The organism is Streptomyces sp. DSM 40868, assembly GCF_011820545.1.
Lineage (GTDB): Bacteria > Actinomycetota > Actinomycetes > Streptomycetales > Streptomycetaceae > Streptomyces > Streptomyces eurythermus.
Genome location: NZ_CP050504.1, coordinates 4,562,691 through 4,588,589, shown reverse-complemented (window position 1 = coordinate 4,588,589; position 25,899 = coordinate 4,562,691). Strand labels below are relative to the sequence as shown.

The window sequence follows — 25,899 nt, the reverse complement described above, 5'->3', positions numbered from 1 at the left end:
CCGTTCGACTTCAGCGCCCCCGTGGCCGTCCGCGGCACGCGGGGGAACCGGCACTACTCCCCAAGGGAGAGATCATGATCGTCCTGGGCATCATCCTGCTCGTCATCGGCTTCCTCACCGGGATATCCATCCTGTGGACCATCGGGATCATCCTGGCGGTCGTGGGAGTCATCCTGTGGATCCTCGGCGCGATGGGACACGCCGTCGCCGGCCGACGCCACTACTGGTGACCGGGGCCGGGCCCGGTCGGCGACGGGCCGGTGGCCGGGGGACCGGAGCGATCGACGGCGGGGGTGCCGAGGGCGATGTCGATGAGGATCTGTCCGGCCCCGGTGACGTTGTCGGCCCGGACGGCCCTGGCCATCGCGGCGCGTGCCGCGTCGGGCGCCGTGTCCGGCGGGACCACCAGCAGGGAGAAGTGGTCCTGGTCTCCTCGGGTGACGAGGACGGTGCCGTCGCCGACCGGGAAGGAGTCGAGGTGCACGACCCGGCCGTCCACCGTCAGCCGGGTCGGCAGTCCGTCCCAGGCACCGCTGTCCAGCCCGACGCGGGTGACGGGTCCCAGGTACTCGGTCAGCGCGGTGATCAGCGGGGGCAGTTCGGCGGCGACGTCCCGGGAGCGCGGCCACCAGGCACCGTCCAGGATCCCCTCGCGTGCGTGGGTCGTCTCCAGCCGCAGCAGGGCCGTTCCGGGACGCACCGCCGTGTGGACGGCGTCCGGCAGCGGCCTGGGCGTGCCGGGCGTTCCGGAGCCGGTCACGGTGCCACCCCGCCTTCGGGAGGAACGCCGCTTTCCTCGTCCGTCTCCATCCGCCGGATCCCCCGGTGGGTCAGCGTGATCATCTCCGGGGTGTTGCCCCTCCCCCAGTCGACGACGACCCAGCCCTCACCCGCCAGGTACGAGCAGGCGGCGGCCAGATCCGGTGCGGGGATTCCGAGGTCGTCGCGGAGCTTCGCCCCCTCGACGCCCAGGAGGCGATTGCCCTCGGCGGCCTGGTACAGAGCCCGCATGATCTTCTCGCGGTAACCCTTCCGCTCGCGCAGCACGGCCATGATGTGCCCTCCTCCGTCCCCCTCGTCCGGATCGGATGCGCCGGTCGCCGTCGCGGTGGGGACCGGTGGAACGGTGGTGGCCGCCGCCGGCAGGCGGTGCCTCCGTGGCCGGCGGCCGACCCCCGGCAGAGCGTCGCTGTAGTGGAAGTCGGCGATCCGTTCGCCGTGCTGGGCATTGAGCCGGTGGATCAGAACGGCTCCTACGGCGACCAGGACGAGCAGCACGGCGACGACGGTGACCGTCATGTCCTCTCACCTCCGTCGGCGGGCTGCCGGAGCCCGGTCGAGCCGATGGGCGCGGGCGGGGACGACGGGGGACCCGCTCCGCCGTCGGTCTCCCACGCCTCTTCCCTCCTGCGGGCATCAGCCCCGTCGGCCGGGCCCTCCCGGACCCCGGCGTCGCCGCCGACGCCGGCCATCAGCCGCGCGGCGGCGTCCGCACCGGTTCCCGGCGGGATCACCAGCAGGTCCCGGCGGCCGTCGGCGGAGAGAAGAGTGAGCCTGTGCGGATCCTGCTCCTCGCCGGACCAGCTCACCCGCACGGTGCGCCCGGCGTCCGACACCCAGTGCGGGAGGACGGGCCAGTGGGCGGGGTGCACGGCGACTTCCGTGACACGCCCCCGCAGAGCGCCCAACGCGGCCGTCAGGGACGGCAGTTCACGGATCAGGGCCCGGGACCGGGGCCACCACACGCCGTCCAGACCGCCCGGCAGGGGCGTCAGGGACAGCCGGGCCGGTGGCAAGGCCGTGCGCCGTCCGGCTGCCGTACGGTCAATGGTCACGGTCATGATGCGGACCTGTCCCCGGGCCCGTGGATGCGGCCCGGCGCCGTCGATCACCGGAAACGGCACCCGCGGAGGAGCCGGTGCGCGAAGAGTTCCCGGTGTCTTCAGCCTACTCGCCCATGTCCTGGAAAAGGCGGGGATGACCAGCTATTTCCCGTCTTCGGACCTGGCCGTCGACCCCTCGCCAGGAAGTGGCCGACCGCCCGCAGTACGGGGTGGATCCCGCCGGACCATGGCGGCACACCACCACCGCGCTCGGCTCCGGGGACGAGGCCGTCGCCCAGGTCTGCCCGGCGCCGTTCGGCGGTGTCCTGTGCGACGTGACCGGCGCATCAGCGGCGCGGCCACGAACAGCAGGCCGCAGCCGCCGGGGAAGCCTTCCGCCACCGTGCGGAGCCCTCGCACCGAGGGCTCCGCACGTGACTCGTCCGCACTCGGACCGGCGATACCTACATTCCGCGCTCCGTCATCCCGTGCACGGCCGGAATGGTCCCCAGGCGGCCCTTCTGGAAGTCCTCGAACGCCTGCTGGAGCTCCTCGCGGGTGTTCATGACGAACGGGCCGTAGTGGGCCATCGGCTCACGGATCGGCCGGCCGCCGAGGAGGACGACCTCCAGGTCCGGGGTGTGCGAGTCCTGCCGCTCGTCCGCGCGCACGGTCAGCGAGCCTCCGGCGCCGAAGACCGCCGTCTGGCCGAGGTGGATCGGCCGGCGCTCCCTGCCCACGCTGCCGCGGCCCGCCAGGACGTACGCCAGCCCGTTGAAGTCCTCCCGCCACGGCAACGTGACCTCCGCGCCCGGCGCCACCGTCGCGTGGATCATCGTGATCGGCGTGTGCGTGATGCCGGGCCCGGCGTGCCCGTCCAGCTCACCGGCGATGACGCGCAGCAGCGCGCCGCCGTCGGGCGTGGTCAGCAGCTGGACGTTGCCGCCGCGGATGTCCTGGTAGCGCGGGGCCATCATCTTGTCCTTGGCGGGGAGGTTCACCCACAGCTGGAGGCCGTGGAAGAGGCCGCCGGACACGACCAGGGACTCCGGCGGGGCCTCGATGTGCAGCAGGCCGGAGCCGGCCGTCATCCACTGGGTGTCGCCGTTGGTGATGGTGCCCCCGCCGCCGTGCGAGTCCTGGTGGTCGAAGACGCCGTCGATGATGTAGGTGACGGTCTCGAAGCCGCGGTGCGGGTGCCAGGGGGTGCCCTTGGGCTCGCCCGGCGCGTACTCCACCTCCCCCATCTGGTCCATCATGATGAACGGGTCGAGGTGGCGGTAGTTGATCCCCGCGAACGCCCGGCGCACCGGGAATCCCTCACCCTCGAAACCGCTCGGGGCGGTCGTGACGGCGAGCACGGGACGTGCCACGGCATCGGCGGGAGCGGTCACACGGGGCAGCGTCAACGGGTTCTCGACGGTCACTGCGGGCATGGCGGGTACCTCCTTGGTACGCCCACTTTAGTTGAGCGTTGAACTTCTTGCCACCCATAACGGAAGAGGCCCGGAGGGAATTCCCTCCGGGCCTCCGTCCGGGCGCCGGCTCAGCCGCCGCCGTACATGCGCCGCATCGCGAAGTCGACCATCTGCTCGACCGCCTTCGCGTCGAACACGATCCGGTGCTCGCCCTCCATGTCCAGGACGAAGCCGTAGCCGGTGGGCAGCAGGTCGATCACCTCGGCGCCGGTGATGACGAAGTACTTGGACTCCTTGCCCGCGTACCGGCGCAGCTCCTTCAGCGAGGTGAACATCGGGATCACCGGCTGCTGGGTGTTGTGCAGCGCGAGGAAGCCCGGAGTGTCGCCGCGCGGGCAGTACACCTTGGAGGTGGCGAAGATCTGCTGGAAGTCCTCGGCGGCCATCTGCCCGGTGGTGAAGGCGCGCACCGCGTCCGCGAGCGAGGGCGGGGACGGCTCCGGATAGAGCGGCGGCTGCTGGCCGTACCCGCCGACACCGCCCGGCATCTGCTGCTGCGGCGGGGCGTACTGCTGCTGAGCGCCCACGTTCTGGTCGTAGCCGTACATGGGGAGAAGCGTACCGAGCCACCCCTTCACCCGGACGGGTTACGGCGCGGGAACCTCGCGCACCAGGCGGGAGGACCAGGGGCACCAGAAGAGCCCGGGCAGGAAGGCGCCGCCCGCCTCGTCCAGGTGGTCCTCGACGTAGGGGAGGGTGGCGTCACAGACCTCGATGGCCACGTCGAAGAAGTCGACGGTGTCCGGGTTGTAGTGGAAGGACCACCTCGGGTTGTACGACGCCTGGCGCTTGACGATCCGTCCGACGAGATGAGGGCGCTCGTCGGTCTTCCCGCTGAGCAGGTCCCGGGCGTGCTGGATCTTGGCCGGGTCGTCGAGCCGGACGACCGCCCGCTCCCGGGTGATGTCCGTGAACTCGAAGTAGGCCGGGTCCGCCGCCTGCGCGGGGTGGGCCAGGCCAAGGGTGAGCATCGTCGCTGCCGCCAGGCCGCCGAGCTTGCTCAGGAGTCGTCGCATGAGTGCCTCCGGACACGGAGATGAGGGTGATCGACTACGGATCGTAGGCAGTCGATTACACGGCACGCCCGCACCGGAGGCACGGGTTCACTCGAACGGCCGGGAGTGGCGAGGTGTTCGGGGAGCACCCGGAGAGGGCATGCACCTGGCATGTACAAGGCGCCCGCTACGGCACTTGAGACGCGTCACAGATGCCCGGATCGGGGTTGCGTCTTATTACCGGCGGGTAGCATCATCGTAGCTACTTGTTGGTACGTGAACTAGGTGCGAGGAGTCAGTGCCTCGCCGATCCCTCTACGGAGCCGTCGCCATGGGGCACTACAAGTCGAATCTCCGCGACATCGAGTTCAACCTCTTCGAAGTACTCGGGCGCGACAAGGTGTACGGCACCGGCCCGTTCGAGGAGATGGACGTCGACACCGCCAAGAGCATCCTGGAGGAGATGACCCGCCTCTCGGAGAACGAGCTGGCCGAGTCCTTCGCCGACGCCGACCGCAACCCGCCGGTCTTCGACCCGGAGACCAACACCGCGCCGGTCCCGGCGTCCTTCAAGAAGAGCTACCAGGCCTTCATGGACTCCGAGTACTGGCGGCTCGGCCTGCCCGAGGAGATCGGCGGCACCACCTCGCCGCGCTCCCTGATCTGGGCCTACGCCGAGCTGATCCTGGGCGCCAACCCGGCCGTGTGGATGTACTCCTCGGGCCCCGCGTTCGCCGGCATCCTCTTCGAGGAGGGCAACGAGGTCCAGAAGCACATCGCGAAGATCGCCACCGAGAAGCAGTGGGGCTCCACGATGGTGCTCACCGAGCCCGACGCGGGCTCCGACGTGGGCGCCGGCCGCACCAAGGCGATCCAGCAGGAGGACGGCTCCTGGCACATCGAGGGCGTGAAGCGCTTCATCACCTCGGGTGAGCACGACATGTCGGAGAACATCCTCCACTACGTGCTCGCGCGTCCCGAGGGCGCCGGTCCCGGCACCAAGGGCCTGTCCCTCTTCCTCGTGCCGAAGTACCTGTTCGACTTCGAGACCGGCGAGCTGGGCGAGCGCAACGGCGTCTACGCCACCAACGTCGAGCACAAGATGGGCCTGAAGGCGTCCAACACGTGCGAGATGACCTTCGGCGACAAGCACCCCGCCAAGGGCTGGCTGATCGGCGACAAGCACGACGGCATCCGCCAGATGTTCCGCATCATCGAGTTCGCCCGCATGATGGTCGGCACGAAGGCGATCTCCACGCTGTCCACCGGCTACCTGAACGCGCTGGAGTACGCCAAGGAGCGCGTCCAGGGTCCGGACCTGGCGAACTTCATGGACAAGACCGCGCCCAAGGTCACCATCACCCACCACCCCGACGTGCGCCGCTCGCTGATGACGCAGAAGGCGTACGCGGAGGGCATGCGCGCCCTGGTGCTCTACACCGCCTCGGTCCAGGACGCCATCCAGATCAAGGAGGCGAACGGCGAGGACGCCTCCGCCGAGCACGCGCTGAACGACCTGCTGCTGCCGATCGTCAAGGGCTACGGCTCCGAGAAGGGCTACGAGCAGCTGGCCCAGTCGCTGCAGACCTTCGGCGGCTCCGGCTTCCTGCAGGAGTACCCGATCGAGCAGTACATCCGGGACTCCAAGATCGACACCCTGTACGAGGGCACCACGGCGATCCAGGGCCAGGACTTCTTCTTCCGGAAGATCGTCCGCAACCAGGGCGCCGCGCTGAACTCCCTCGCCGAGGACATCAAGAAGTTCCTGGCGCTCGGCACCGGCGGCGAGGAGCTGGCCGGCGCCCGCGAGCAGCTGGCCAAGGCGGCCGTGGAGCTGGAGGCGATCGTCGGCGTGATGCTGACCGACCTCGCCGCCACCGAGCAGGACACCAAGAACATCTACAAGGTCGGCCTGAACACCACCCGCCTGCTCATGGCCTCCGGTGACGTGGTCGTCGGCTACCTCCTCCTCAAGGGCGCCGCGGTCGCCGCCGAGAAGCTGGCCACCGCCTCGGCGAAGGACAAGGCCTTCTACACCGGCAAGATCGCCGCGGCGAAGTTCTTCGCGGCGAACGTCCTGCCGGGCGTCACCCTCGCCCGCAAGGTCGCCGGCAACGTGGAACTGGACCTGATGGAGCTGGACGAGGCCGCGTTCTAGGTCCCGGCGTTCCGGGCGTCCGGTTTTCCGACGTTCCGGACGTCCCCGTCGATTCCTCGCACGGGCCCGCTCTCTTTCCGGGAGCGGGCCCGTGCACGTCGTTAAGGTGAATCCCATGAGCGCACCAGCCCGCTTCGACCGCGGCCACACCGACGACCTGATGTCCTTCCTGGCGGCGAGCCCGTCGCCGTACCACGCCGTGGCGAACACCGCCGAGCGGCTGGAGAAGGCGGGCTTCAGGCAGGTCGCGGAGACGGACGCCTGGGACGGGACGCACGGCGGCAAGTATGTGCTGCGCGGCGGCGCGATCGTGGCCTGGTACGTGCCCGAGGGCGCCGAGGCGCACACTCCCTTCCACATCATCGGCGCGCACACCGACTCCCCGAGCCTCAGGGTCAAGCCGCGCCCGGACAGCGGGGCGCACGGCTGGCGTCAGGTCGCCGTGGAGATCTACGGCGGCCCGCTGCTCAACTCCTGGCTGGACCGGGACCTCGGCCTGGCCGGCCGGCTGACCCTGCGCGACGGCTCGTCCGTCCTGGTCAACGTGGACCGGCCGCTGCTGCGGGTGCCGCAGCTCGCCATCCACCTGGACCGCTCGGTCGGCTCCGAGGGACTCAAGCTCGACAAGCAGCGGCACCTCCAGCCGGTGTGGGGCCTCGGCGACCAGGTGGGCGACGGCGACCTCATCGCCTTCCTGGAGCAGGAGGCCGGGCTGACCGCGGGCTCGGTGACCGGCTGGGACCTGATGACCCACCCGGTGGAGCCGCCGGCCTACCTCGGCCGGGACCGGGAGCTGGTCGCCGGCCCGCGCATGGACAACCTGCTGTCCGTGCACGCCGCTGCCGCCGCCCTCACCGCCGTCGCGGCCTCCGGTGCCCCGCTCACCCGCATCCCGGTGCTGGCCGCCTTCGACCACGAGGAGAACGGCTCCCAGTCGGACACCGGCGCCGACGGCCCGCTGCTCGGCTCCGTCCTGGAGCGCTCGGTGCTCGCGCGCGGCGGGACGTTCGAGGACCGGGCCCGTGCCTTCGCCGCCTCGGTCTGCCTGTCCTCCGACACCGGTCACGCCGTGCACCCCAACTACGCCGAGCGGCACGACCCGACGCACCACCCGCGGGTCAACGGCGGCCCGATCCTCAAGGTCAACGTCAACAACCGCTACGCGACCGACGGTTCGGGCCGCGCGGTGTTCGCCGCGGCCTGCGAGAAGGCGGGCGTGCCCTTCCAGAGCTTCGTATCGAACAACTCCATGCCGTGCGGCACCACCATCGGCCCGATCACCGCGGCCCGGCACGGCATCCGCACGGTCGACATCGGCGTGGCGATCCTGTCCATGCACAGCGTCCGCGAACTGTGCGGCGCGGACGACCCGTTCCTCCTCGCGAACGCCCTGACGGCCTTCCTGGAGGGCTAGGTCCTGCCCTCAGGGCCTAGGCGGCATCCCGCCGGGTACCCGGACGGCACCGGAGATTCCGGAACCGGAAGGGGAGGCGAGGTCTCATGGGTCTCGGCGGATGCATCATCCTCATCGGCGTGGGGGCCATTCTGACGTTCGCGACCGACTGGCACATGAAGGGCGTCAACGTCACCGTCGTCGGCCTGATCCTGATGGCCGTGGGCCTGATCGGCGTCGCGACGTTCAGCGGCATAGCCCGCCGCCGCCGTGTGGTCGTCCCGCCGACGACACCGGTGGTGGAGGAGGAGCCCCACCGCCACCACCGTGTCGACGGCTACTCGGACGGCTACGGCATCTGACGCGCCGTCCGTCTACTGCTCGTCCATGCCCGCCAGGACGAGCGGCAGACGGTCCGTCCCGCCCTCTGTGAGGCGCAGCGGGACGCCCCAGTCCTGCTGGTGCACGTGGCAGGCGGGATACTCGTTGGCCGGGTCGTCGTCACAGCTGGCGGCCATCGCGGAGACGTGCAGGACGCCCTCGGACACGGCGGGGTTCAGTTCCAGCTCGCGGGACAGGTCCGTGTCCGCCCCTTCGCCCTTGAGCAGCAGCTCGGGCGGGGTGGCGGAGACCAGCAGGCGGGTCGAGGGGCCGTAGCGGGTGTCGAGCTTCTGGCCGGCCGGTGCCTGGAAGATCACGTCCAGGCGGAGGCGGCCGGGGGCGACCTCGGTGGCGGCCCGCCGGGTGCGGTGGGCGACCGATTCCACGCGCACCGCCTCCTCGGGCAGCCGCAGCCGGGTCAGCCGGTGCCGGGCCGATTCCACCACCACGATGTCCTCGCCGACGAGGACGGCGTCGCTGGGTTCGCGCAGATCGGTGGCGAGCGTGGTGACCTCGCCGGTGGCGGGGTCGTAGCGGCGCAGGGCGTGGTTGTAGGTGTCGGCGACGGCGACCGAGCCGTCCGGCAGCGCGGTGACGCCCAGCGGGTGCTGGAAGAGCGCCTGGCCGGCGGCGCCGTCCCGGTGGCCGAAGTCGAACAGCCCGGTGCCCACGGCGGTGTGCACCTGCCCGTCGGTGTCCACCCAGCGCAGGGCGCTCGTCTCGGAGTCGGCGAGCCACAGCCGGTCGGCGGTGGCCGCGAGCCCGGAGGGCTGGGCGAACCAGGCCTCGGCGCCGGGACCGTCCACCAGGCCCTCGTTGGTGGTGCCGGCCGCCACGGCCACCGTCCCGGCGTCCGGGTCGTAGGTCCACAGCTGGTGGACGCCCGCCATCGCGATCCACACCTTGCCGCCGAAGACCGCCACGTCCCACGGCGAGGAGAGGTCCACCTCGCGGGCCGGTCCGGAGGTGGCCGAGCCCTGCCACCACTGCCTGCCGGTGCCCGCCAGGGTGGTCACCTCTCCGGTGGCGAGGTCCAGGCGGCGCAGGGCGTGGTTCACGGTGTCGGCGACCACCACCGAGCCGTCGTCCAGCAGGGCGAGACCCTGCGGCTCGTTGAAGGACGCCTGGTCCGGGCCGCCGTCGGCGAAGCCGCGCGTGCCGGTGCCGAACCGCCGCAGGGCCGTCTCGGCGTCCCCGGCCAGCTCCACCAGCTGGTGCCGGGTGGTGTCGCTGACCAGGAAGTTCCCCGACGGCAGCAGCAGCGCCTTGCCGGGGAAGCGCAGCGTCGTCGGCTCGGGCTCCGGCGGCACATAGGGGCCGTCGCCGCGGCGCAGGGTGCCCTTCGCCTCGTGTTCGGCCTCCAGCTCCTCGACCAGCCGCTCGATGGCGTGCGCGTGGCCCTCGCCGGCGTGCTGGGCGACGACGTAGCCCTCGGGGTCGATCACCACGAGGGTGGGCCAGGCGCGCACCGCGTACTGCTTCCAGGTGGCCAGCTCCGGGTCGTCCAGGACCGGGTGCGCCACGCCGTAGCGTTCGACGGCGTCCACGACCGCCTGGTGCTCGGCCTCGTGCACGAACTTCGGCGAGTGCACCCCGATCACCACGAGCGTGTCCCGGTGCTTCTCCTCCAGCTCGCGCAGCTCGTCCAGGACGTGCAGGCAGTTGATGCAGCAGAAGGTCCAGAAGTCCAGGACGACTATGCGTCCGCGCAGGTCGGCAAGGGTGTACTGCTGGTCTCCCGTGTTCAGCCAGCCGCCCTTGCCGATCAGCTCGGGGGCGCGTACTCGGGCGCGTCGGGGTGCGGAGTCGGTCATGGATCCAGGGTGCCACCTCGCGCCGACGGACGTTTCGGCGCCTGTGGACAACTTTCCGGGAACGCCCCGGCTGTGGATAAGACCGAGGTGCGGTCAGTCCTGGTGGACCACGTTCCGGCCGGGACCGCCGGAGAGGGTGTCGCGGCCCGGGCCGCCGTGGAGCCGGTCGTTGCCGCTGTTGCCGTAGAGCCTGTCGTCGCCGCTGTTGCCGTACAGGACGTCGTCGCCCTTGCCCCCGTACAGCTCGTCGGCGCCGGTACCGCCGGTGATCGTGTCCTTGCCGTCGTCGCCGGACAGGGACTGGGAGCCGGCACCGCCGTGCAGCGTGTCGTCGCCCTTGCCGCCCTGCGCGATATTGCCGCCGCCGGCCGCGTTGATCGTGTCGTTGCCGTCGCCGCCCCAGGCCAGGCCCTCCTTGCCGACCGTGAGGGTGTCATTGCCCGCGTCACCCGAGACGTAGGCGCCGTCGAGGCGGCCCGAGTCGGTCGCCTTGTCGTTGCCGGCACCCAGCGAGATCTGGGCGTAGGAGTAGATCTGGTCGGTGGCGTTCTTGTAGGCGACCGTGTCGCCGCGGTCGCCGAGGTCCATGACCAGGGCGGCGTAGGGGTCCTGGCTGTCCACGAGGGTGACCGTGCAGGAGACCTTCGTGCGGTCCGCGGCGACGGGGTGGTCGCAGCCGTGGCCCGCCGCGACCGGCACCACGTCGTCGACGAGGTAGGTGATGGCCGTGCGGTCGGCGGTGAGCGAGGCGGTGACGGTGGCCTTGTTGGCCTGCCCGGGGGCCGCCTTGTAGGTGAGCTGCCAGTCGTACCCGTTGACCTCGGCGGTGGCCGGCGCCGTCGCGGCACCGGCCGGGCCGGCCAGGGTGAGCGGTACGGCCAGTGCCGTACCGAGGACGAGGGCCGTCGCCGGGACGGCGCGGAGCATCCGGCGGCGGGCGGGACGAGCGAGCATGGCAAACCTCCGAGAGGACGTGCGCGGCCGTGCGCCTTACGCACCTTCCGACTCGGGATGCTCCCGTTTGGTTGGGCAACTTCCGTGGGGGCACGCAGAGTTCACCGGCCAGCCGCTTCGCCGCCGGGTGGAGTCCACCGTCCGGTCAGCCGAGGGCGTGGCCGGTGGTGGCGTCCACGTGCTCCGGCACCTCCTCGTGCCGGTCGCCCACCGTGAGGGTGCCGGTGGGCTCGAAGAGCAGGATCTCGGTGGGCACGCGCGCGTACGGCTTGTGTTCGGTGCCGCGCGGGACGGTGAACACCGCGCCCCTGGGCAGCACCACCGTGCGCTCGCCGGCCGGCTCGCGCAGACCTATGCGCAGCTCACCGGTCAGGACCAGGAAGAACTCGTCGGTGTTCTCGTGCACGTGCCAGAGGTGCTCGCCCTCCACCTTCGCCACGCGCACGTCGTAGTCGTTGACCGTGGTGACGATGCGGGGGCTCCACTGCTCGCTGAAGGAGGCGAGGGCCTGCTCGAGGAGGACGGGTGCGGGGTGTTCCGTGTGTGCCATGCGCTCATCGTGCGGGTGACCGGACCGCCGTACGAGTGCTAGGAATCGCATATGCCGCAAGAATCCTCTCAGCCCCCGCACCGGGTGGCGGTGCTCGTGGACGCCGGCACCAACCCGTTCGAAGTCGGTGTCGCCACCGAGATGTTCGGGCTGCCCCGCCCGGAGCTGGGCCTGAGCGGTCCGCTCTACGAGGTGACGCTGTGCGCGCCCGGCCCCGAGATCCGGATGAACCACGGCTTCTTCACCATGAGCGGCCTGCCCGGTCTGGAAGCGGTGGACACGGCCGACACCCTGATCGTGCCCGGCCGCCCGGACAACGTCGTGCCGCGCGGGCCGGACGTCCTGGCCGCGATCCGCCGCGCGCACGCGCGGGGCGTCCGCGTCGTCAGCTTCTGCACCGGCACCTTCGCGCTCGCCGAGGCCGGGCTGCTGGACGGCCGCCGGGCCGCCACCCACTGGATGTGGGCGGAGACGTTCCGGGACCTGCACCCCGCGGTACGGCTGGAACCCGATGTGCTGTTCGTCGACGAGGGCGACATCCTCACCGCGGCGGGCAGCGCCGCCGCGCTCGACCTCGGGCTGCACCTCTGGCGCCGCGACCACGGGGCCGAGACGGCGAACACCGTCTCCCGGCGCCTCGTCTTCGCCGCCCACCGCGACGGCGGGCAGCGCCAGTTCGTGGAGCGCCCGGTGCCCGAGGTGCCCGACGAGTCCCTCGGCCCGCTGCTGGCCTGGGCGCAGGAACGCCTGGACGAGCCGCTGACCGTCGCCGGTCTCGCCGCCCGCGCCGCCGTCTCGCCCGCCACCCTGCACCGCCGCTTCCGCAGCCAGCTCGGCACGACTCCGCTGGCCTGGCTCACCGGGGAGCGCGTGGCGCTGGCCTGCCGGCTGATCGAGCGGGGCGAGGAGCGGCTGGACGTGGTGGCGGCGCGCAGCGGTCTGGGCACGGCGGCCAATCTGCGCGCCCGGCTGCGCCGGGAGACGGGGCTGAGCCCGTCGGAGTACCGCAAGCGGTTCGGCGGGGTGCCGGGAGAGGGCGCGGGGGCCCTGTCCGTATGACGGGTTTGTGACGGTCGCCCGGCCCCGGGGAAGCATGCTCCGTATGAGATTCCTCGTACGCGACCGGATCCTCGGCATCGGTGACGACTGGTGGATCGAGGACGAGCACGGCCGGAAGGTCTACCTCGTCGACGGCAAGGCCATGCGGCTGCGGGACACCTTCGAGCTGAAGGACACCCAGGGGCGGGTCCTGATCGACATCCACCAGAAGATGTTCGCGCTGCGCGACACCATGGTGATCGAACGGGACGGCGAGGTCCTCGCCCGGATCCGGCGCAAGCGGCTGTCCCTGCTGCGCAACCACTACCGGGTCGCCCTGGTGGACGGCACCGAACTGGACGTCAGCGGGAAGATCCTGGACCGGGAGTTCGCCGTGGAGTACGACGGCGAACTCCTGGCGGTGATCTCCCGCCGCTGGCTGACCGTCCGCGACACCTACGGCGTGGAGATCGTCCGCGAGGACGCCGATCCGGCGCTGCTGATCGCGGTGGCGGTGTGCGTGATCCACCTCGCCGAGAAGGAGGGCGAGGAGGACTGACCCCCGGCCGCGAGGAGGCTCAGGCCCGGTGCCGGGGCGGTTCCAGGCCCAGGACGCGGTCCTTCAGCGCCGGGAACTGCTCGCGGGTCGCGGCCGGCTTCGCCGGGTCGATGTCGACCGTGAGGACCTCCTCGCCGGAGCCGGCCTCCGCGAGCACCTCGCCCCACGGATCCACCACGATCGAGTGACCCGCCTGGGGAACTCCGGCGTGGGTCCCGGCCGTCCCGCAGGCGAGCACGAACGCCTGGTTCTCCACCGCGCGCGCCCGGGCCAGCAGCGTCCAGTGCGCGCGCCGCCGCTCGGGCCAGCCCGCCGGGATCACCAGCGTCTCGGCGCCGGCGTCGACCAGCGCGCGGAAGAGTTCGGGGAACCGGAGGTCGTAGCAGGTGGCCACGCCGAGCGTGGTGTCCGGCAGCCGGACCGTCACCAGGTCCCGGCCCGCGCCCATCAGCACGGCCTCGCCCTTGTCGAAGCCGAAGCGGTGGATCTTGCGGTAGGCCGCGGCCAGTTCGCCGGAGGGGGAGAAGACGAGCGAGGTGTTGTAGAGGGGGCCTTCGGGGTCGCGTTCCGGGATGGAGCCCGCGTGCAGCCACACGCCCGCGTCGCTCGCCGCCTTGGCCATCGCCTCGTACGTCGGCCCTTCCAGCGGCTCGGCCTCGCGGCCGAACTCCTCGTAGGCGAAGGCACCGGTGGTCCACAGCTCCGGCAGGACGACGAGGTCGGAGCCGCTCTGCTCACGCACCAGCGCGGCCAGGCGCTGCCGCCGGGAGCCGACCGGTTCCCGCTCGTCCACGGCTGCTTGGATCAGCGAGGCGCGCACACTACCACCGTCCTGGGTTTCGAGTCGTCCATACGGGCCTACGATCGTCACACGAAAGCACTGCCGGGGTGCCTTTCCGCAGCGTAACTTAGCGACTCAAGACACCCGCCGAAGTGCAGCCGCCGTCCGCCGGCAACGCCGCCGCAAACCCGCCCGTGTACCGACCGCCGAGGGGTCCCGTTCCGTGAGTCTGCATCCCACTCTCCAGCCCTACGCCGACGCCTGGACGCACTCCATCGAAGCGATATCCGAGATGGCGCAGTCACTCGTCGAGGGCGAGTGGAACCGGCGGACCCCGTGCCCCGGCTGGTCGGTGCGCGACATCATCTCCCACGTCATCGGCATGGACTGCGAGATGCTCGGCGACCCGCGCCCCATCCACGCCCTGCCGCGCGACCTCTTCCACGTCGCCACCGAGCACCAGCGCTACATGGAGATGCAGGTCGACGTCCGCCGGCACCACACCGCGCCGGAGATGACGGCCGAGCTGGAGTACACGGTCATCCGCCGCAACCGCCAGCTCCGGGGCGAGTCCCGGGACCCCGGCACCCTGGTGCGCGGCCCGCTCGGCAAGGAGATCACCCTGGAGCAGGCCTACCGCACGCGGGCGTTCGACGTGTGGGTGCACGAGCAGGACCTGCGCACGGCCCTCGGCCGCCCCGGCAACCTGGACTCGCCGGGCGCGTACGTCACCCGGGACGTGCTGCTGGAGGCGCTGCCCAAGGTGGTCGCGCGGGACGCGAACGCCCCGCGCAGCTCGGCGATCGTGTTCGACGTGCACGGCCCGGTCGAGTTCCTGCGCACCGTCCGCGTCGACATCCAGGGCCGGGGCACCCTGGAGGCCGTCCCCGCCCTCGGCCCGGCCGCCACCCTCACCCTCGACTGGGAGACGTACGTCCGCCTGGCCTGCGGCCGGGTCTCCCCCGAGGCGGCGGCGGACCGGGTGAAGACGGACGGCGACCAGGAGCTGGCGGCGGCCATCCTGCGCAACTTCGCGGTCACGCCGTAGACCCGGGCCGCGGGCCCCTACGCGGGCACGTGCACCGTCTCTATACGGCTGGAGATCAGCCGCTCCCGCTCCCGCCGGGCCGCCCGCCCCCGCAGCCGGAGGATCTGGCTCACCCCGAGCGCCTGGAGCACGAACACGGAGCCGAACGCCACGGTGTAGTCGTCCCCGGTCGCGTCCAGCAGCACGCCGATCGCGAACAGCGTCGTCATGGAGGCGATGAAGCCGCCCATGTTGGTGATGCCGGACGCCGTGCCCTGCCGCTCGGGCGGATTGGCCGGCCGGGCGAAGTCGAAGCCGAGCATGGACGCCGGCCCGCAGGCGCCGAGCACCGCGCACAGCACCAGCAGCAGCCACATCGGCGCGTGCCGCCCGGGGTAGGCCAGGGTCGCCGCCCACAGCAGCGCGGTCGCGCCCACCGTGCCCAGCGCCAGCGGCAGCCGCGCCGCGTGGTGCCGGGCGACGATCTGGCCGTAGACCAGGCCGATCACCATGTTGGACAGCACGACGAGGGTGAGCAGCTCGCCGGCCGTGGCACGGCTGAGCCCCTGCGCCTCGACGAGGAACGGCAGGCCCCACAGCAGCAGGAACACCATCGCCGGGAACTGGGTGGTGAAGTGCACCCACAGGCCCAGCCGGGTGCCCGGCTCCCGCCAGGCGGCGGCGATCTGCCCGCGGACGTAGGCGGCGCCCCGGTGCGGGGACGGCTCCGGCTCCATGCCCTCGGGGTGGTCCTTCAGGAACAGCAGGGTCAGTACCAGGACGACCGCGCCCGCCAGCGCGCTGCCCGCGAACGCCGGGGTCCAGCCGATGCCGTGCAGCAGCCGGGCCAGGACCAGGGTGGAGACCAGGTTGCCCGCCATGCCGACCAGCCCGGCGAGCTGCGCGACCATCGGGCCGCGCCGGGCCGGGAACCAGCGGGTGCCCAGCCGCAGCACGCTGATGAAGGTCATCGCGTCGCCACAGCCCAGCAGCGCCCGGGAGGCGAGCGCGGCGCCGTAGGTCGGGGAGAAGGCGAAGCCCAGCTGCCCGACGGTGAACAGCAGCGCGCCGATGCTCAGCACCTTCTTGGTGCCGAGCCGGTCGACCAGCAGGCCGACGGGTATCTGCATGCCGGCGTAGACCAGCAGCTGGAGTATGGAGAAGGTGGACAGGGCGGAGGCGCCCACGTGGAAGCGGTCGGCCGCGTCGAGCCCGGCCACCCCCAGCGACGTGCGGAAGATGACGGCGACGAAGTAGACCGCCACGCCTATGGACCAGACGACGACCGCCTTGCGGCCGCCCGGAGGGTCGCCGGGGAGGGTGGCGTCGCGCACCGTGGCGCTCATCGGACCTCACCCCGCGCGAGGTGGGAGACCCAGCTCACGTGCCGGTGCACGACCCCGACGGCCGTCTCGGCGTCCCCGGCGCGCAGCGCGTCCAGGATCTCCTCGTGCTCGGCGAGCGTCTTGGCGATCCGGTCGGGGTGGGAGTGCATGACGGCGACCCCCATCCGCAGCTGGCGGTCGCGCAGCTGGTCGTAGAGCCGGGAGAGGATCTCGTTGCCCCCGCTGCGCACGATCTCGGCGTGGAAGCAGCGGTCGGTGACCGCGGCGGCGGCCAGGTCACCGGCGGCGGCCTGCTCCTTCTGCCGCTCCAGCAACTCGGTCAGCCGCTCCAGCAGCCCCGGCGGGGCGGGTACGGCCTTGCGGGCCGCGTGCTCCTCGACCAGCAGCCGGGTCTCCACCACGTCCGCGATCTCCTGCGCGGAGACCGGCAGGACGAGGGCGCCCTTCTTCGGGTAGAGGCGGATCAGGCCCTCGGCCTCCAGCCGCAGCAGCGCCTCCCGGACGGGCGTGCGCGAGACCCCGACGGCCTCGGCCAGCTCACCCTCGGTGAGCAGGGTGCCGCCCTCGTAGCGGCGGTCGAGCACACCCTGCTTGACGTGGGTGTACACGCGGTCGGCGGCGGGTGGCTGCTTGAGGGACTGGGGCGCGGGATGCTCGACGGCCGTTCTCATGCCGACAGGATAGATACAACACGTACGCAAGCGGTGGACCGTCCATCATGCGGACCCTCGCGGCCTGGAAATGCCCCTCGCCCCGGCGACCGCACAACCTTCTGTGCTACTTACGTGTCACACACATGCGGCCCTCTTGCGCACTCACCTCAACTCGGCCGCACATCAGGGGCATTCAACACATTCGAGGTACATCAGTTGATTACCGGCATTATGGGCACCAGTTTCCGCAGGGCCGCCGTCGTCACCGTCACCGCCGGCGCGCTGGCCGCCACCGGCGCCCTCACCGCGGCACCCGCGCAGGCCGTCACCGCGCCCTCGATCGTGGCCAAGGGCGGGTACCTCATGAACAACGCCAATGGCTCGACGCTGTACGGCAAGAAGGCGGACACCCGGCTCTCCACCGGCTCCACCACCAAGATCATGACCGCCAAGGTCGTGCTCGCCCAGCCCAACCTCAACCTCAACGCCAAGGTCACGATCCAGAAGGCGTACAGCGACTACGTCGTCAAGAACAACGCCTCCCAGGCCCACCTGATCGTGGGCGACCAGGTGACCGTCGGGCAGCTGCTGTACGGCCTGATGCTGCCGTCCGGCTGCGACGCCGCCTACGCGCTCGCCGACAAGTACGGCTCCGGCTCGACCCGGGCGGCGCGCGTGAAGAACTTCATCGGCAAGATGAACACCGCCGCCAAGAACCTGGGCCTGAAGAACACCCACTTCGACTCCTTCGACGGCATCGGCAACGGCAGCAACTACTCGACGCCGCGCGACCTGACGAAGATCGCCAGCAGCGCGATGAAGAACTCCACGTTCCGCACGATCGTCAAGACCAAGACGTACACCGCCAAGACCCGCACCAAGTCGGGCGGCACCCGCACGATGGCCCCCTGGAAGAACACCAACGGGCTGCTCAGCAGCTACAGCGGGACCATCGGCGTGAAGACCGGCTCCGGCCCGGAGGCCAAGTACTGCCTGGTCTTCGCCGCGACCCGGAAGAACAAGACGGTCATCGGCACCGTCCTCGCCTCCTCCTCCATCGCCAACCGCGAGGCGGACGCGAAGAAGCTCCTCAACTACGGCTTCGCCCGCCTGGGCTGACATCCGGTCACCCCCGAAGGGGGCTCGTCGCCTGCCGCGACGGGCCCCCTTTCCGTTGCGCCGGGTTCCCCGATGACGCGCATGGTGCTAGCTTCATTGGCACCATGCTGCTGCGTCTGGACACGTCCGACACCCGCCCGCTGCACGAACAGGTCGCCGCGGCACTCCGGCGGGCCATCGCCGAGGGCGAGTGCCGCGCGGGCGACCGGCTGCCCTCCGCCCGCGATCTCTCCGCGGCCCTGGACATCAACGTCAACACCGTGCTGCGCGGACTGCGCGAGCTGCGGGACGAGGGCCTGCTGGAGTTCCGGCGCGGCCGGGGCATCACGGTCGCCGAGGGAGCGTCCCGCCGCTCCGGCCTCCAGATCAGGGTGCGCGAGCTGGTCGCGGAGGCGTCCCGGCTGGGCTACAGCCGGACCGATGTCATCGACATGATCCGGGGGTTGACATGAGGGGCGGGGAACCCGGGCCGGTGACCCGGGGCCGTATCGCGCGATGGTGGCCGGCCGGCGCGGCGGCGGGCGTCACGGCCGTGCTCGCCGGGCTGCCCTGGGCCCTGCGGGACCGGCTGCCCGACCGGCCGGCGACCCACTGGAGCGGCGGCGGCACCCCCGACGGCTCGCTCCCCCTGTGGGCGGCCTGCCTGCTCCCGGCCGGCGTCTGGCTGCTGACCGTCCTCGCGACCAGCGTGCGCCCGCGCCGCTCCGGCCCCGCCGCGCGCTCCTGGCGGGTGATGACGCTCGCGCCCACGGGGGCGGTGCTCGTCGGCGCCCAGGTGTCCGTCGTCCGGGCGAACCTGGACCACACCGACTGGCACCAGGCCCGCCAGCCGGTCCTCGGGGTGGTGCTGATCGGCGCGCTCGCCGCGGTCGCGGCGGTGGCCGCCTGGCGGTTCGCCCCACGGCCCGCCGCCGTCCCGGCCGCCGCTCCCACGCTGGAGGTGCCCGAGGGCGAACGCCTGGTGTGGTTCTCCCGCACGGCCAACCCCTGGCTCCTCCTGCTGGCGGCGGTGGCCGGGCTGGTGGCCGTCGTCGCGCTGGTCGCCCTGGCCATGGGCCTGGCCGATCCCGCCGGGCTGTGGACGGCGTGCGCGGCGTCCGCCGTCGTCGCGCTCAGCGGGGCCACGTTCTCCTCGGTCCAGGCCAAGGTGTCGGAGGCGGGCCTGGAGGTGTCGTTCGGTCCGCTGGGCTGGCCCGTGCGCCGCTGGTCACCGGACGCCATCGAGACCGCCCGCGCCGAGCGCCGACTGCCGTCCCAGGTCGGCGGCTGGGGGTACCGGATCAGCGGCCTCGGCACGACGGTCATGCTCCGCGCCGGCGACTGTCTGGTGATACGGCCCCGGGGCCGCCGCGCCGACTTCGCGGTGAGCGTGGACGACGCGGAACGGGGCGCGGCCCTGCTCAACACCCTCCGCACCCGGCTGCCCACCGACTGACCGAGCTACTTCGTCGGCCCTTCTCTTGTCACCCACATGCCTCTGATTCACCTGTAATCACGAATATCAGCCTTGCAGTTGGCATATTCGAATTCCTCCGTTCTACGTTCCGCGACGGAGGTGTTCACATGAACGAACCCAGGAAGCGGCCCGACGCCGAGGGACGGCGTCAGGCGATCGACATCAGCGACTTCGTGTACGCGGCGACCGGAGCCCGGGTCCGCCGGCTCACCATGCCGGACGGAAGCCATTGGTTCCCGGCGGTGGATGTCTGCAAGGAACTCGGGCACAGCAACTCTCGGAAGGCTCTCGCCGACCACGTCCCCGACGATCACCGAGAGACACTCGAGACCGTAACTGGAGGTTACGGTCTCAGCATTCCCGCAGGTAGGGGGTGGCGCCGAGACCTGAATCTGATCTCTCTGCAGGGTCTCATCCTGCTCGTCAACGCCTGCACCAAGCCGGCCTGCATGCCCTTCAAACTGTGGGTCGCCGAAGTCATCGAGACCGTACAGAGGGAGGGTTCTTACACTCTCGAAAAAGCCGAGGTGCAGCCCGCCGAGCCGGGCGCGCCCGTCGCCTATGCCATGCCGGAGCAGGTCGCGGAGGCCATCGTCCGGCTGGAGGCGCACAACCTCCGGTTGGACGAGGAACTGGCGAAGGGGCAGCGCGAGTCGATCGAACTGCAGAAGGCCACCCTGGCCGTCCAGCAGGCCATGGTGCGGGCGATGGAGCGGATCGCGGACCGGCTCGACGGACTCCCCCTCCCGCGTCCCCTGCCCGGCGCCGATCCGGTGGTGCCGCCCACCACGGAGGCCCTGCTGGCCGACTGGCGGCAGCGGCTGTCCGTGACGGCGGACGTGTGGGCGGTGGCCGTCGTCATCGCCCCGGTCCTGGCCGAGAAGGGCGAGCTGCGCGAGCCGCTGGAGTCCATCGCGGCGCGGACCGGCCTGTCCGTGCACCGCGTCAACGAATGCCTGCGGCTGCTGCGCAAGCACGCCTGCATCCGCTCGCGGGGCGGCACGGAGGACGGAGCGCCGGTGTACGTGCTCAATCAAGGCTGACGGGCACTGAATGACGAAGGGGGCGGTCGCAAGGAGAAATTGCGACCGTCCCCTTCACCTGTCAGAGGTTACCCACCGACGGGCCTCAACCCCAGGTGATCAACCGCTTCGGCTGTTCCAGGATCGCCGCCACGTCCGCGAGGACCTTGGAGCCCAGTTCGCCGTCGACCAGGCGGTGGTCGAAGGAGAGGGCCAGGGTGGTGACCTGACGCGGCTTCACCTTGCCCTTGTGGACCCACGGCTGGAGCTTGATCGCGCCGACCGCGAGGATCGCGGACTCACCGGGGTTCAGCAGGGGCGTACCGGTGTCGACGCCGAAGACGCCGACGTTGGTGATGGTCACCGTGCCGCCCTGCATCGCCGCCGGTGAGGTCTTGCCCTCGCGGGCCGTCGTCACCAGTTCGCCGAGCGCCTCGGCCAGCTGCGGGAGCGTCTTGTCGTGCGCGTCCTTGATGTTCGGCACGATCAGCCCACGGGGGGTGGCCGCCGCGATACCCAGGTTGACGTAGTGCTTGAGCACGATCTCCTGGTTGGCCTCGTCCCAGGAGGCGTTGATCTCCGGGTTGCGCTTGATGGCGACCAGCAGGGCCTTGGCGATCAGCAGGAGCGGGTTGACCCGCAGGCCCTGCATGTCCTTGTCCTGCTTCAGCTCCTCGACCAGCCGCATCGTGCGGGTCACGTCCACCGTCACGAACTCGGTGACGTGCGGTGCCGTGAACGCCGACCCGACCATCGCCTGCGCGGTGGCCTTGCGGACGCCCTTGACCGGCACGCGGGTCTCGCGCGCGGTGTCGTACGACGCCACGGGCGCCGGAGCCGCGGCGGCGGCCGGTGCGGCCGGGGCCGGTGCGGCGGCGGGGGCCTCGGTGACCGGTGCGGCGGCGCTCGGGGCGGCCGCCGCGTGGACGTCCTCGCGGGTGATGACGCCGTCCGGGCCGGACGGGGTGACCGAGGCCAGGTCGACGCCTAGGTCCTTGGCCAGCTTGCGCACCGGGGGCTTGGCCAGCGGGCGGGACTTCTCGGCGAGCGTCGCGCCGTGGCCGTTCAGCTCGGCCTGGATCGCCTGCGCCGGCCCCGGCACGTCGACCTGGGGGCCCTTGCGGGGGCGGCGCTTGGTCGAGGTGGTGGCCACGCCGTAGCCGACCAGCACCGGCTGGCGGCCCTCCGGCTTGGGCTCCTCCGCGGCCGGGGCGGGCTGCTCGGCGGGCACCTCGGGGGCCTCGGGCGCGGCGGCGCCGGCCACGGCGACCGTGATGATGGGCGTGCCCACGTCCACCGTGGTGCCCTCGGGGAAGCGCAGCTCGCGCACCACGCCGTCGTAGGGGATGGGCAGTTCGACGGCGGCCTTCGCCGTCTCGACCTCGCACACCACCTGGCCGTCGGTGACCGTGTCACCCGGCTGGACGTACCACTTGAGGATCTCGGCCTCGGTGAGCCCCTCGCCCACGTCGGGCATCTTGAACTCGCGTACGGACGCATCCGTCATCGTCGTCACGTCCCTCTCCTCAGTACGCCAGCGAGCGGTCGACGGCGTCGAGCACGCGGTCCAGGTCGGGCAGGTACTCCTCCTCCAGGCGGGCCGGCGGGTACGGGGCGTGGTAGCCGCCGACCCGGAGCACCGGTGCCTCCAGGTGGTAGAAGCAGCGCTCGGTGATCCGCGCGGCGATCTCCGCGCCGGAGCCGAAGAACACCGGCGCCTCGTGCACCACGACCAGGCGGCGGGTCTTCTCCACCGAGGTCTGGATCGAGTCGAAGTCCAGCGGGCTGACCGAGCGCAGGTCCAGCACCTCCAGGTGCTTGCCCTCCTCGGCCGCCGCGTCCGCCACCTCCTGGCACAGCTTCACCATCGGGCCGTAGGCCGCCAGGGTCAGGTCCGTGCCCTCGCGGACCACGCGCGCCTTGTGCAGCGGGGCCGGGATCGCCTCGGGGTCGACCTCGGCCTTGTCCCAGTAGCGCCGCTTGGGCTCGAAGTAGATCACCGGGTCGTCGCTCTGGATGGCCTGCTGCATCATCCAGTACGCGTCCGAGGCGTTCGACGGCGAGACCACCTTTAGGCCCGCCACATGGGCGAACAGCGCCTCCGGCGACTCGGAGTGGTGCTCGACCGCGCCGATGCCGCCGCCGTAGGGGATGCGCACGACGACCGGCAGCTTGACCTTGCCCAGCGAGCGGGCGTGCATCTTCGCCAGCTGGGTGACGATCTGGTCGTAGGCCGGGAAGACGAAACCGTCGAACTGGATCTCCACCACCGGGCGGTAGCCGCGCAGGGCCAGGCCGATCGCGGTGCCGACGATGCCGGACTCGGCCAGCGGGGTGTCGATGACCCGGTCCTCGCCGAAGTCCTTCTGCAGCCCGTCCGTCACCCGGAAGACACCGCCGAGCTTGCCGACGTCCTCACCCATGATCAGAACCTTGGGGTCGGCGTCCAGGGCGCGGCGCAGCGACTCGTTGATGGCCTTGGCCATCGCCATCTTCTCGGCCATCTCAGTGACCCCCTTCATCGGCGAACGACGCCTGGTAGGCAGCGAACTGGGCGCGCTCCTCGTCCACGAGCGCGTGTCCGTCCGCGTACACGTTCTCGAAGAGGGCGAACCGGTCCGGGTCGGGCATGGCGCGGACCGCTTCGCGCACTCGCTTGCCCAACGCCTCGGACTCGGCCTCGAGTTCCGCGAAGAATCCCTCGTCCGCGTGGTTCGTTGCCTCCAGGTAGCGGTGCAGGCGCAGGATCGGGTCCTTCGCCTCCCAGGCCTGCCGCTCCTCGTCGCCCCGGTAGCGGGTGGGGTCGTCGGAGGTGGTGTGGGCGCCCATGCGGTAGGTGTACGCCTCGACCAGGGTGGGGCCCTCGCCGTTGCGGGCCCGCTCCAGCGCCCGCTTGGTGACCGCGAGACAGGCCAGCACGTCGTTGCCGTCGACCCGGACGCCCGGGAAGCCGTAGCCCTGGGCCCGCTGGTACAGCGGGACGCGGGTCTGCTTCTCGGTCGGCTCGGAGATCGCCCACTGGTTGTTCTGGCAGAAGAACACCACGGGGGCGTTGTAGACCGCGGAGAAGGTGAAGGACTCGGCCACGTCGCCCTGGCTGGAGGCGCCGTCGCCGAAGTAGGCGATGACCGCCGAGTCCGCGCCGTCCTTGGCCACGCCCATCGCGTAACCGGTGGCGTGCAGCGCCTGGGAGCCGATGACGATCGTGTACAGGTGGAAGTTGTTGCTGTTCGGGTCCCAGCCGCCGTTGTTCACGCCGCGGAACATGCCGAGCAGGTTGGTCGGGTCGACGCCGCGGCACCAGGCGACGCCGTGCTCGCGGTAGGTCGGGAAGACGTAGTCGTCCGGACGGGTGGCGCGGCCCGAGCCGATCTGGGCGGCCTCCTGTCCCAGCAGGGAGGCCCACAGGCCCAGCTCGCCCTGGCGCTGCAGGGCGGTGGCCTCGGCGTCGAAGCGGCGGGTGAGCACCATGTCGCGGTACAGGCCGCGCAGTTCCTCGGGGGTGATGCCGGCGACGTAGGCGTCGTACTCGGCGTTCGCGACCCGCTCGCCCTCGGGCGTCAGGAGCTGTACGAGGTCGGGGTCGGTGCTCTTCTTCGCGGTACTGCGGGTGGTACGGGTGGTGCGCTTGGTGCCGGTGGCTCCGGTCTTGCTGCCGGTGGTGCCGGCTTTGCCTGCGGCGGTGCGTCGCGGCTTGCGCGCGGCACTGCTCTCCACGGTCACGTGTGCTCCTCCGTCGTTCCGGCCCCCGGGGTTGCCGGTAGGCCAGTGCGGCTCACCTGTTTCGACCACCGGGCACGGGGTGGGTGCCACTCGGCCGGGAACAGGCGTGACAGGTGCCCCGGCGAGCGCCCTGCAACCATCACGTTACCCAGTGCCCCACATTTCTGTGAAACCCCGTTTGACCTGCGATTTTGCTTGGATTTCCAAGTAAATCGAGGGGATGGGAAAGCGTGCTGGTCACAGCCTTGCGGCTGGCCCGAGCAAGCGCACGTTATCCCGACGACCCAGGTCACGGGAAGAGTTCAATGTGAGACGGGACTCGTACACGAAGCGGGAGAAATCCCGTTATTTCCGCCCGGCTGCCTGAGTCCGGAATGCGATGGCGATACCGGGGGCCTTCACTGTCACCCGAATGTACGAGCAAATGCCCGGCCCGTGACCGAAAGCGATCGCCGGAGACTGTCTGTGACAACGCCCAGCTCACGGGCTTCCCGTGTGCCCTAACATCTGGCGCGTGCCGCGCTCATGTGTACCACCTGTCGTGCCTCACGCGCCCCCTCTGTCCGCCCTGCTGCGCCTGTACGCCGCGGGAACCGCCCTCACCTGTGAGCCGGTCGACCAGGGGCTGCTCAACCGCGGCTACCGGCTGTGCACCACCCGCGGCCGGTACTTCCTCAAGCACCACTTCGATCCGGACACCGCCGACCCGGCCGCCATCGAGCGCCGGCACCGGGCCACCCAGCGGCTGGCCGACCTCGGCGTCCCGGTCGCCCCGCCGCTCGCGCACCGCGAGGGCCGCACGGTCGCGGTCGTCGGCGGCCACGCCTACGCCCTGCACCCCTGGATCGACGGCGGACACCGCCACGGCGGCCAGCTCACCCGCGCGGAGAGCGCCCGCCTCGGCGCGCTCCTGGGCGCCGTCCACGCCTGCCTGGAGCGGGTGATGCCGCCCAAGGGCCGTACCCGCCCGGCGACGAGCCCGCACCCCGTGGAGAGCGCCGACCCGGCCGACACCTTCGCCCTCATCGACGACCTGCTGGCGCACGTACGCCGGCACCGGCCCGCCGACGCCTTCGACGAACTCGCCCGGCACCGGCTGCTGGAGCGCCGCGCCCTGCTGGAGCAGCACGCGGACCGGCGCCCGCCGCGCGGCGGCCCGGTGGGCTGGGTGCACGGCGACTTCCACCCGTTCAACCTGCTCTACAAGGACGACGCCCCGGCCGCCATCGTGGACTGGGACCGGCTCGGGGTGCAGCCGCGCGCGGAGGAGGCCGTCCGTGCCGCCGCCATCTTCTTCGTACGCCCCTCCGGACGGCTGCACCTGCCCAAAGTGCGGGCCTACGCGCGCGCGTACCGGCGCGCGGCCGGTGCCACGCCCTCGGAGCTGACGGCGGCCGTGCACCGCGTGTGGTGGGAGCGGCTGAACGACTTCTGGATGCTGCGCTGGCACTACGAACGCGGCGACACGCGCGCGGACTGCCAGTTCCCGGCCGCGTCGGCGCTCGCGGTGTGGTGGACGCGCGAGTACGACGCGGTGTGCGACGCGTTCGTGCGGTGAGCGGGCGACGCCGGCCTCGACGCGCGCGGTGAGCGGCCGGCGTCACCTCGATGCGCGCGGCGAACGGCCGG

The 25,899-nt window shown here is 71.4% G+C and carries 27 protein-coding genes; 12 read left to right on the top strand and 15 right to left on the bottom strand.

All coding sequences use genetic code 11. The annotated features are described in order from the left end of the window. Positions 1–74 precede the first annotated feature (74 nt). Entirely contained in the window at positions 75–230 is a 156-nt protein-coding gene (locus tag HB370_RS20915; RefSeq protein ID WP_167345733.1) for a DUF6131 family protein, read from the top strand. Here the strand turns inward: HB370_RS20915 and HB370_RS20910 are convergent. The 6 genes from HB370_RS20910 to HB370_RS20885 form a co-directional block, all read right to left on the bottom strand. Further along, positions 221–760, bottom strand: coding sequence for a DUF5994 family protein (locus HB370_RS20910; protein ID WP_030780676.1), 540 nt, complete (start codon positions 758–760; stop codon positions 221–223). The genes HB370_RS20915 and HB370_RS20910 overlap by 10 nt on opposite strands. Next, positions 757–1,053 (bottom strand): hypothetical protein, encoded by a 297-nt coding sequence (locus HB370_RS20905; RefSeq protein ID WP_030780679.1) that lies wholly within the window; start codon positions 1,051–1,053, stop codon positions 757–759. Before HB370_RS20905 ends, HB370_RS20910 begins: the two co-directional genes overlap by 4 nt. A gap of 242 nt (positions 1,054–1,295) precedes the next feature. After that, positions 1,296–1,841, bottom strand: a complete 546-nt coding sequence (locus tag HB370_RS20900; protein WP_030780682.1) for a DUF5994 family protein — start codon at positions 1,839–1,841, stop codon at positions 1,296–1,298. A gap of 446 nt (positions 1,842–2,287) precedes the next feature. Further along, complete coding sequence (locus HB370_RS20895) at positions 2,288–3,259, bottom strand: pirin family protein (protein ID WP_030780684.1); 972 nt, start codon at positions 3,257–3,259, stop codon at positions 2,288–2,290. A 110-nt stretch (positions 3,260–3,369) separates the two neighbouring features. Then, positions 3,370–3,849, bottom strand: a complete 480-nt coding sequence (locus HB370_RS20890) for an SseB family protein (protein ID WP_030609496.1) — start codon at positions 3,847–3,849, stop codon at positions 3,370–3,372. A 39-nt stretch (positions 3,850–3,888) separates the two neighbouring features. After that, positions 3,889–4,317, bottom strand: coding sequence for a calmodulin-binding protein (locus HB370_RS20885; RefSeq protein WP_030780688.1), 429 nt, complete (start codon positions 4,315–4,317; stop codon positions 3,889–3,891). A 310-nt stretch (positions 4,318–4,627) separates the two neighbouring features. Here HB370_RS20885 and HB370_RS20880 point away from each other — a divergent pair, with 310 nt between their 5' ends. From HB370_RS20880 to HB370_RS20870, 3 genes are all read left to right on the top strand, one after another. Beyond that, a complete protein-coding gene (locus HB370_RS20880; RefSeq protein ID WP_030780690.1) occupies positions 4,628–6,454 on the top strand; it encodes an acyl-CoA dehydrogenase in 1,827 nt (608 codons plus the stop codon). A 115-nt stretch (positions 6,455–6,569) separates the two neighbouring features. After that, a complete protein-coding gene (locus HB370_RS20875) occupies positions 6,570–7,868 on the top strand; it encodes a M18 family aminopeptidase (protein WP_030780693.1) in 1,299 nt (432 codons plus the stop codon). Positions 7,869–7,954: 86 nt separating this feature from the next. Continuing rightward, the gene (locus HB370_RS20870) at positions 7,955–8,209 is read left to right on the top strand and encodes a hypothetical protein (RefSeq protein ID WP_030780696.1); all 255 of its coding nucleotides are present in this window, start codon (positions 7,955–7,957) and stop codon (positions 8,207–8,209) included. A 12-nt stretch (positions 8,210–8,221) separates the two neighbouring features. Here the strand turns inward: HB370_RS20870 and HB370_RS20865 are convergent, their stop codons facing one another. The 3 genes from HB370_RS20865 to HB370_RS20855 form a co-directional block, all read right to left on the bottom strand. Further along, positions 8,222–10,042 carry a thioredoxin-like domain-containing protein gene (locus HB370_RS20865; protein WP_030780699.1) on the bottom strand — a complete coding sequence of 607 codons (1,821 nt, stop codon included), beginning with the start codon at positions 10,040–10,042 and terminating at the stop codon, positions 8,222–8,224. Positions 10,043–10,135: 93 nt separating this feature from the next. Further along, positions 10,136–10,996 carry a calcium-binding protein gene (locus HB370_RS20860; protein ID WP_030780703.1) on the bottom strand — a complete coding sequence of 287 codons (861 nt, stop codon included), beginning with the start codon at positions 10,994–10,996 and terminating at the stop codon, positions 10,136–10,138. Between the two features lie 145 nt (positions 10,997–11,141). Continuing rightward, on the bottom strand, positions 11,142–11,546 hold the full coding sequence (locus HB370_RS20855) for a cupin domain-containing protein (protein WP_030780707.1): 405 nt from the start codon (positions 11,544–11,546) through the stop codon (positions 11,142–11,144). Between the two features lie 51 nt (positions 11,547–11,597). On the opposite strand from HB370_RS20855, the gene HB370_RS20850 reads away from it, so the two are divergent. Further along, positions 11,598–12,605, top strand: a complete 1,008-nt coding sequence (locus HB370_RS20850) for a helix-turn-helix domain-containing protein (RefSeq protein WP_030780710.1) — start codon at positions 11,598–11,600, stop codon at positions 12,603–12,605. Positions 12,606–12,648: 43 nt separating this feature from the next. After that, entirely contained in the window at positions 12,649–13,143 is a 495-nt protein-coding gene (locus HB370_RS20845; protein ID WP_030780713.1) for an LURP-one-related family protein, read from the top strand. A gap of 19 nt (positions 13,144–13,162) precedes the next feature. Here HB370_RS20845 and HB370_RS20840 read toward each other — a convergent pair whose 3' ends face one another. Then, entirely contained in the window at positions 13,163–13,963 is an 801-nt protein-coding gene (locus HB370_RS20840; protein WP_030780716.1) for a carbon-nitrogen family hydrolase, read from the bottom strand. A 184-nt stretch (positions 13,964–14,147) separates the two neighbouring features. Between HB370_RS20840 and HB370_RS20835 the strand changes: the two genes are divergently transcribed. Beyond that, a complete protein-coding gene (locus tag HB370_RS20835) occupies positions 14,148–14,972 on the top strand; it encodes a maleylpyruvate isomerase family mycothiol-dependent enzyme (protein ID WP_030780719.1) in 825 nt (274 codons plus the stop codon). 17 nt (positions 14,973–14,989) lie between these two features. Here the strand turns inward: HB370_RS20835 and HB370_RS20830 are convergent, their stop codons facing one another. Together HB370_RS20830 and HB370_RS20825 are read right to left on the bottom strand one after the other, a co-directional pair. Then, positions 14,990–16,297, bottom strand: a complete 1,308-nt coding sequence (locus HB370_RS20830; RefSeq protein WP_030780722.1) for an MFS transporter — start codon at positions 16,295–16,297, stop codon at positions 14,990–14,992. Continuing rightward, positions 16,294–16,968, bottom strand: a complete 675-nt coding sequence (locus HB370_RS20825; protein ID WP_030780725.1) for a GntR family transcriptional regulator — start codon at positions 16,966–16,968, stop codon at positions 16,294–16,296. Before HB370_RS20825 ends, HB370_RS20830 begins: the two co-directional genes overlap by 4 nt. Before the next feature lie 198 nt (positions 16,969–17,166). Here HB370_RS20825 and HB370_RS20820 point away from each other — a divergent pair, with 198 nt between their 5' ends. The 4 genes from HB370_RS20820 to HB370_RS20805 all read left to right on the top strand — a co-directional run bounded on the left by HB370_RS20820 (position 17,167) and on the right by HB370_RS20805 (position 20,568). Continuing rightward, positions 17,167–18,069, top strand: coding sequence for a D-alanyl-D-alanine carboxypeptidase (locus HB370_RS20820; RefSeq protein WP_030780728.1), 903 nt, complete (start codon positions 17,167–17,169; stop codon positions 18,067–18,069). A gap of 104 nt (positions 18,070–18,173) precedes the next feature. Next, entirely contained in the window at positions 18,174–18,521 is a 348-nt protein-coding gene (locus HB370_RS20815) for a GntR family transcriptional regulator (protein ID WP_030780730.1), read from the top strand. Between the two features lie 20 nt (positions 18,522–18,541). Further along, positions 18,542–19,504 (top strand): DUF1648 domain-containing protein, encoded by a 963-nt coding sequence (locus HB370_RS20810; RefSeq protein ID WP_051815584.1) that lies wholly within the window; start codon positions 18,542–18,544, stop codon positions 19,502–19,504. Positions 19,505–19,632: 128 nt separating this feature from the next. Next, complete coding sequence (locus HB370_RS20805; protein WP_030780747.1) at positions 19,633–20,568, top strand: Bro-N domain-containing protein; 936 nt, start codon at positions 19,633–19,635, stop codon at positions 20,566–20,568. A gap of 85 nt (positions 20,569–20,653) precedes the next feature. Here HB370_RS20805 and HB370_RS20800 read toward each other — a convergent pair whose 3' ends face one another. From HB370_RS20800 to pdhA, 3 genes are read right to left on the bottom strand one after another with little or no spacing between them, the layout of a single operon-like run. After that, positions 20,654–22,063 carry a dihydrolipoamide acetyltransferase family protein gene (locus tag HB370_RS20800; RefSeq protein WP_030780749.1) on the bottom strand — a complete coding sequence of 470 codons (1,410 nt, stop codon included), beginning with the start codon at positions 22,061–22,063 and terminating at the stop codon, positions 20,654–20,656. A 10-nt stretch (positions 22,064–22,073) separates the two neighbouring features. Continuing rightward, entirely contained in the window at positions 22,074–23,051 is a 978-nt protein-coding gene (locus HB370_RS20795) for an alpha-ketoacid dehydrogenase subunit beta (protein ID WP_030780752.1), read from the bottom strand. A gap of 1 nt (position 23,052) precedes the next feature. Then, positions 23,053–24,270, bottom strand: coding sequence for a pyruvate dehydrogenase (acetyl-transferring) E1 component subunit alpha (gene pdhA / locus HB370_RS20790; protein WP_030780755.1), 1,218 nt, complete (start codon positions 24,268–24,270; stop codon positions 23,053–23,055). 541 nt (positions 24,271–24,811) lie between these two features. Between pdhA and HB370_RS20785 the strand changes: the two genes are divergently transcribed. Further along, on the top strand, positions 24,812–25,828 hold the full coding sequence (locus tag HB370_RS20785; protein WP_030780758.1) for a phosphotransferase: 1,017 nt from the start codon (positions 24,812–24,814) through the stop codon (positions 25,826–25,828). Positions 25,829–25,899 lie beyond the last annotated feature (71 nt).

Excerpts from the sequence above, each read along its gene's own strand:
- HB370_RS20895 (WP_030780684.1), bottom strand. The coding sequence starts at position 3,259 with ATGCCCGCAGTGACCGTCGAGAACCCGTTGACGCTGCCCCGTGTGACC.
- HB370_RS20885 (WP_030780688.1), bottom strand. The coding sequence starts at position 4,317 with ATGCGACGACTCCTGAGCAAGCTCGGCGGCCTGGCGGCAGCGACGATG.
- HB370_RS20860 (WP_030780703.1), bottom strand. The coding sequence starts at position 10,996 with ATGCTCGCTCGTCCCGCCCGCCGCCGGATGCTCCGCGCCGTCCCGGCG.
- HB370_RS20865 (WP_030780699.1), bottom strand. The coding sequence starts at position 10,042 with ATGACCGACTCCGCACCCCGACGCGCCCGAGTACGCGCCCCCGAGCTG.
- HB370_RS20815 (WP_030780730.1), top strand. The coding sequence starts at position 18,174 with ATGCTGCTGCGTCTGGACACGTCCGACACCCGCCCGCTGCACGAACAG.
- HB370_RS20880 (WP_030780690.1), top strand. The coding sequence starts at position 4,628 with ATGGGGCACTACAAGTCGAATCTCCGCGACATCGAGTTCAACCTCTTC.
- HB370_RS20850 (WP_030780710.1), top strand. The coding sequence starts at position 11,598 with ATGCCGCAAGAATCCTCTCAGCCCCCGCACCGGGTGGCGGTGCTCGTG.
- HB370_RS20825 (WP_030780725.1), bottom strand. The coding sequence starts at position 16,968 with ATGAGAACGGCCGTCGAGCATCCCGCGCCCCAGTCCCTCAAGCAGCCA.
- HB370_RS20845 (WP_030780713.1), top strand. The coding sequence starts at position 12,649 with ATGAGATTCCTCGTACGCGACCGGATCCTCGGCATCGGTGACGACTGG.
- HB370_RS20855 (WP_030780707.1), bottom strand. The coding sequence starts at position 11,546 with ATGGCACACACGGAACACCCCGCACCCGTCCTCCTCGAGCAGGCCCTC.
- HB370_RS20900 (WP_030780682.1), bottom strand. The coding sequence starts at position 1,841 with ATGACCGTGACCATTGACCGTACGGCAGCCGGACGGCGCACGGCCTTG.
- HB370_RS20795 (WP_030780752.1), bottom strand. The coding sequence starts at position 23,051 with ATGGCCGAGAAGATGGCGATGGCCAAGGCCATCAACGAGTCGCTGCGC.
- HB370_RS20875 (WP_030780693.1), top strand. The coding sequence starts at position 6,570 with ATGAGCGCACCAGCCCGCTTCGACCGCGGCCACACCGACGACCTGATG.
- HB370_RS20870 (WP_030780696.1), top strand. The coding sequence starts at position 7,955 with ATGGGTCTCGGCGGATGCATCATCCTCATCGGCGTGGGGGCCATTCTG.
- HB370_RS20830 (WP_030780722.1), bottom strand. The coding sequence starts at position 16,297 with ATGAGCGCCACGGTGCGCGACGCCACCCTCCCCGGCGACCCTCCGGGC.
- HB370_RS20890 (WP_030609496.1), bottom strand. The coding sequence starts at position 3,849 with ATGTACGGCTACGACCAGAACGTGGGCGCTCAGCAGCAGTACGCCCCG.
- HB370_RS20805 (WP_030780747.1), top strand. The coding sequence starts at position 19,633 with ATGAACGAACCCAGGAAGCGGCCCGACGCCGAGGGACGGCGTCAGGCG.
- HB370_RS20915 (WP_167345733.1), top strand. The coding sequence starts at position 75 with ATGATCGTCCTGGGCATCATCCTGCTCGTCATCGGCTTCCTCACCGGG.
- HB370_RS20905 (WP_030780679.1), bottom strand. The coding sequence starts at position 1,053 with ATGGCCGTGCTGCGCGAGCGGAAGGGTTACCGCGAGAAGATCATGCGG.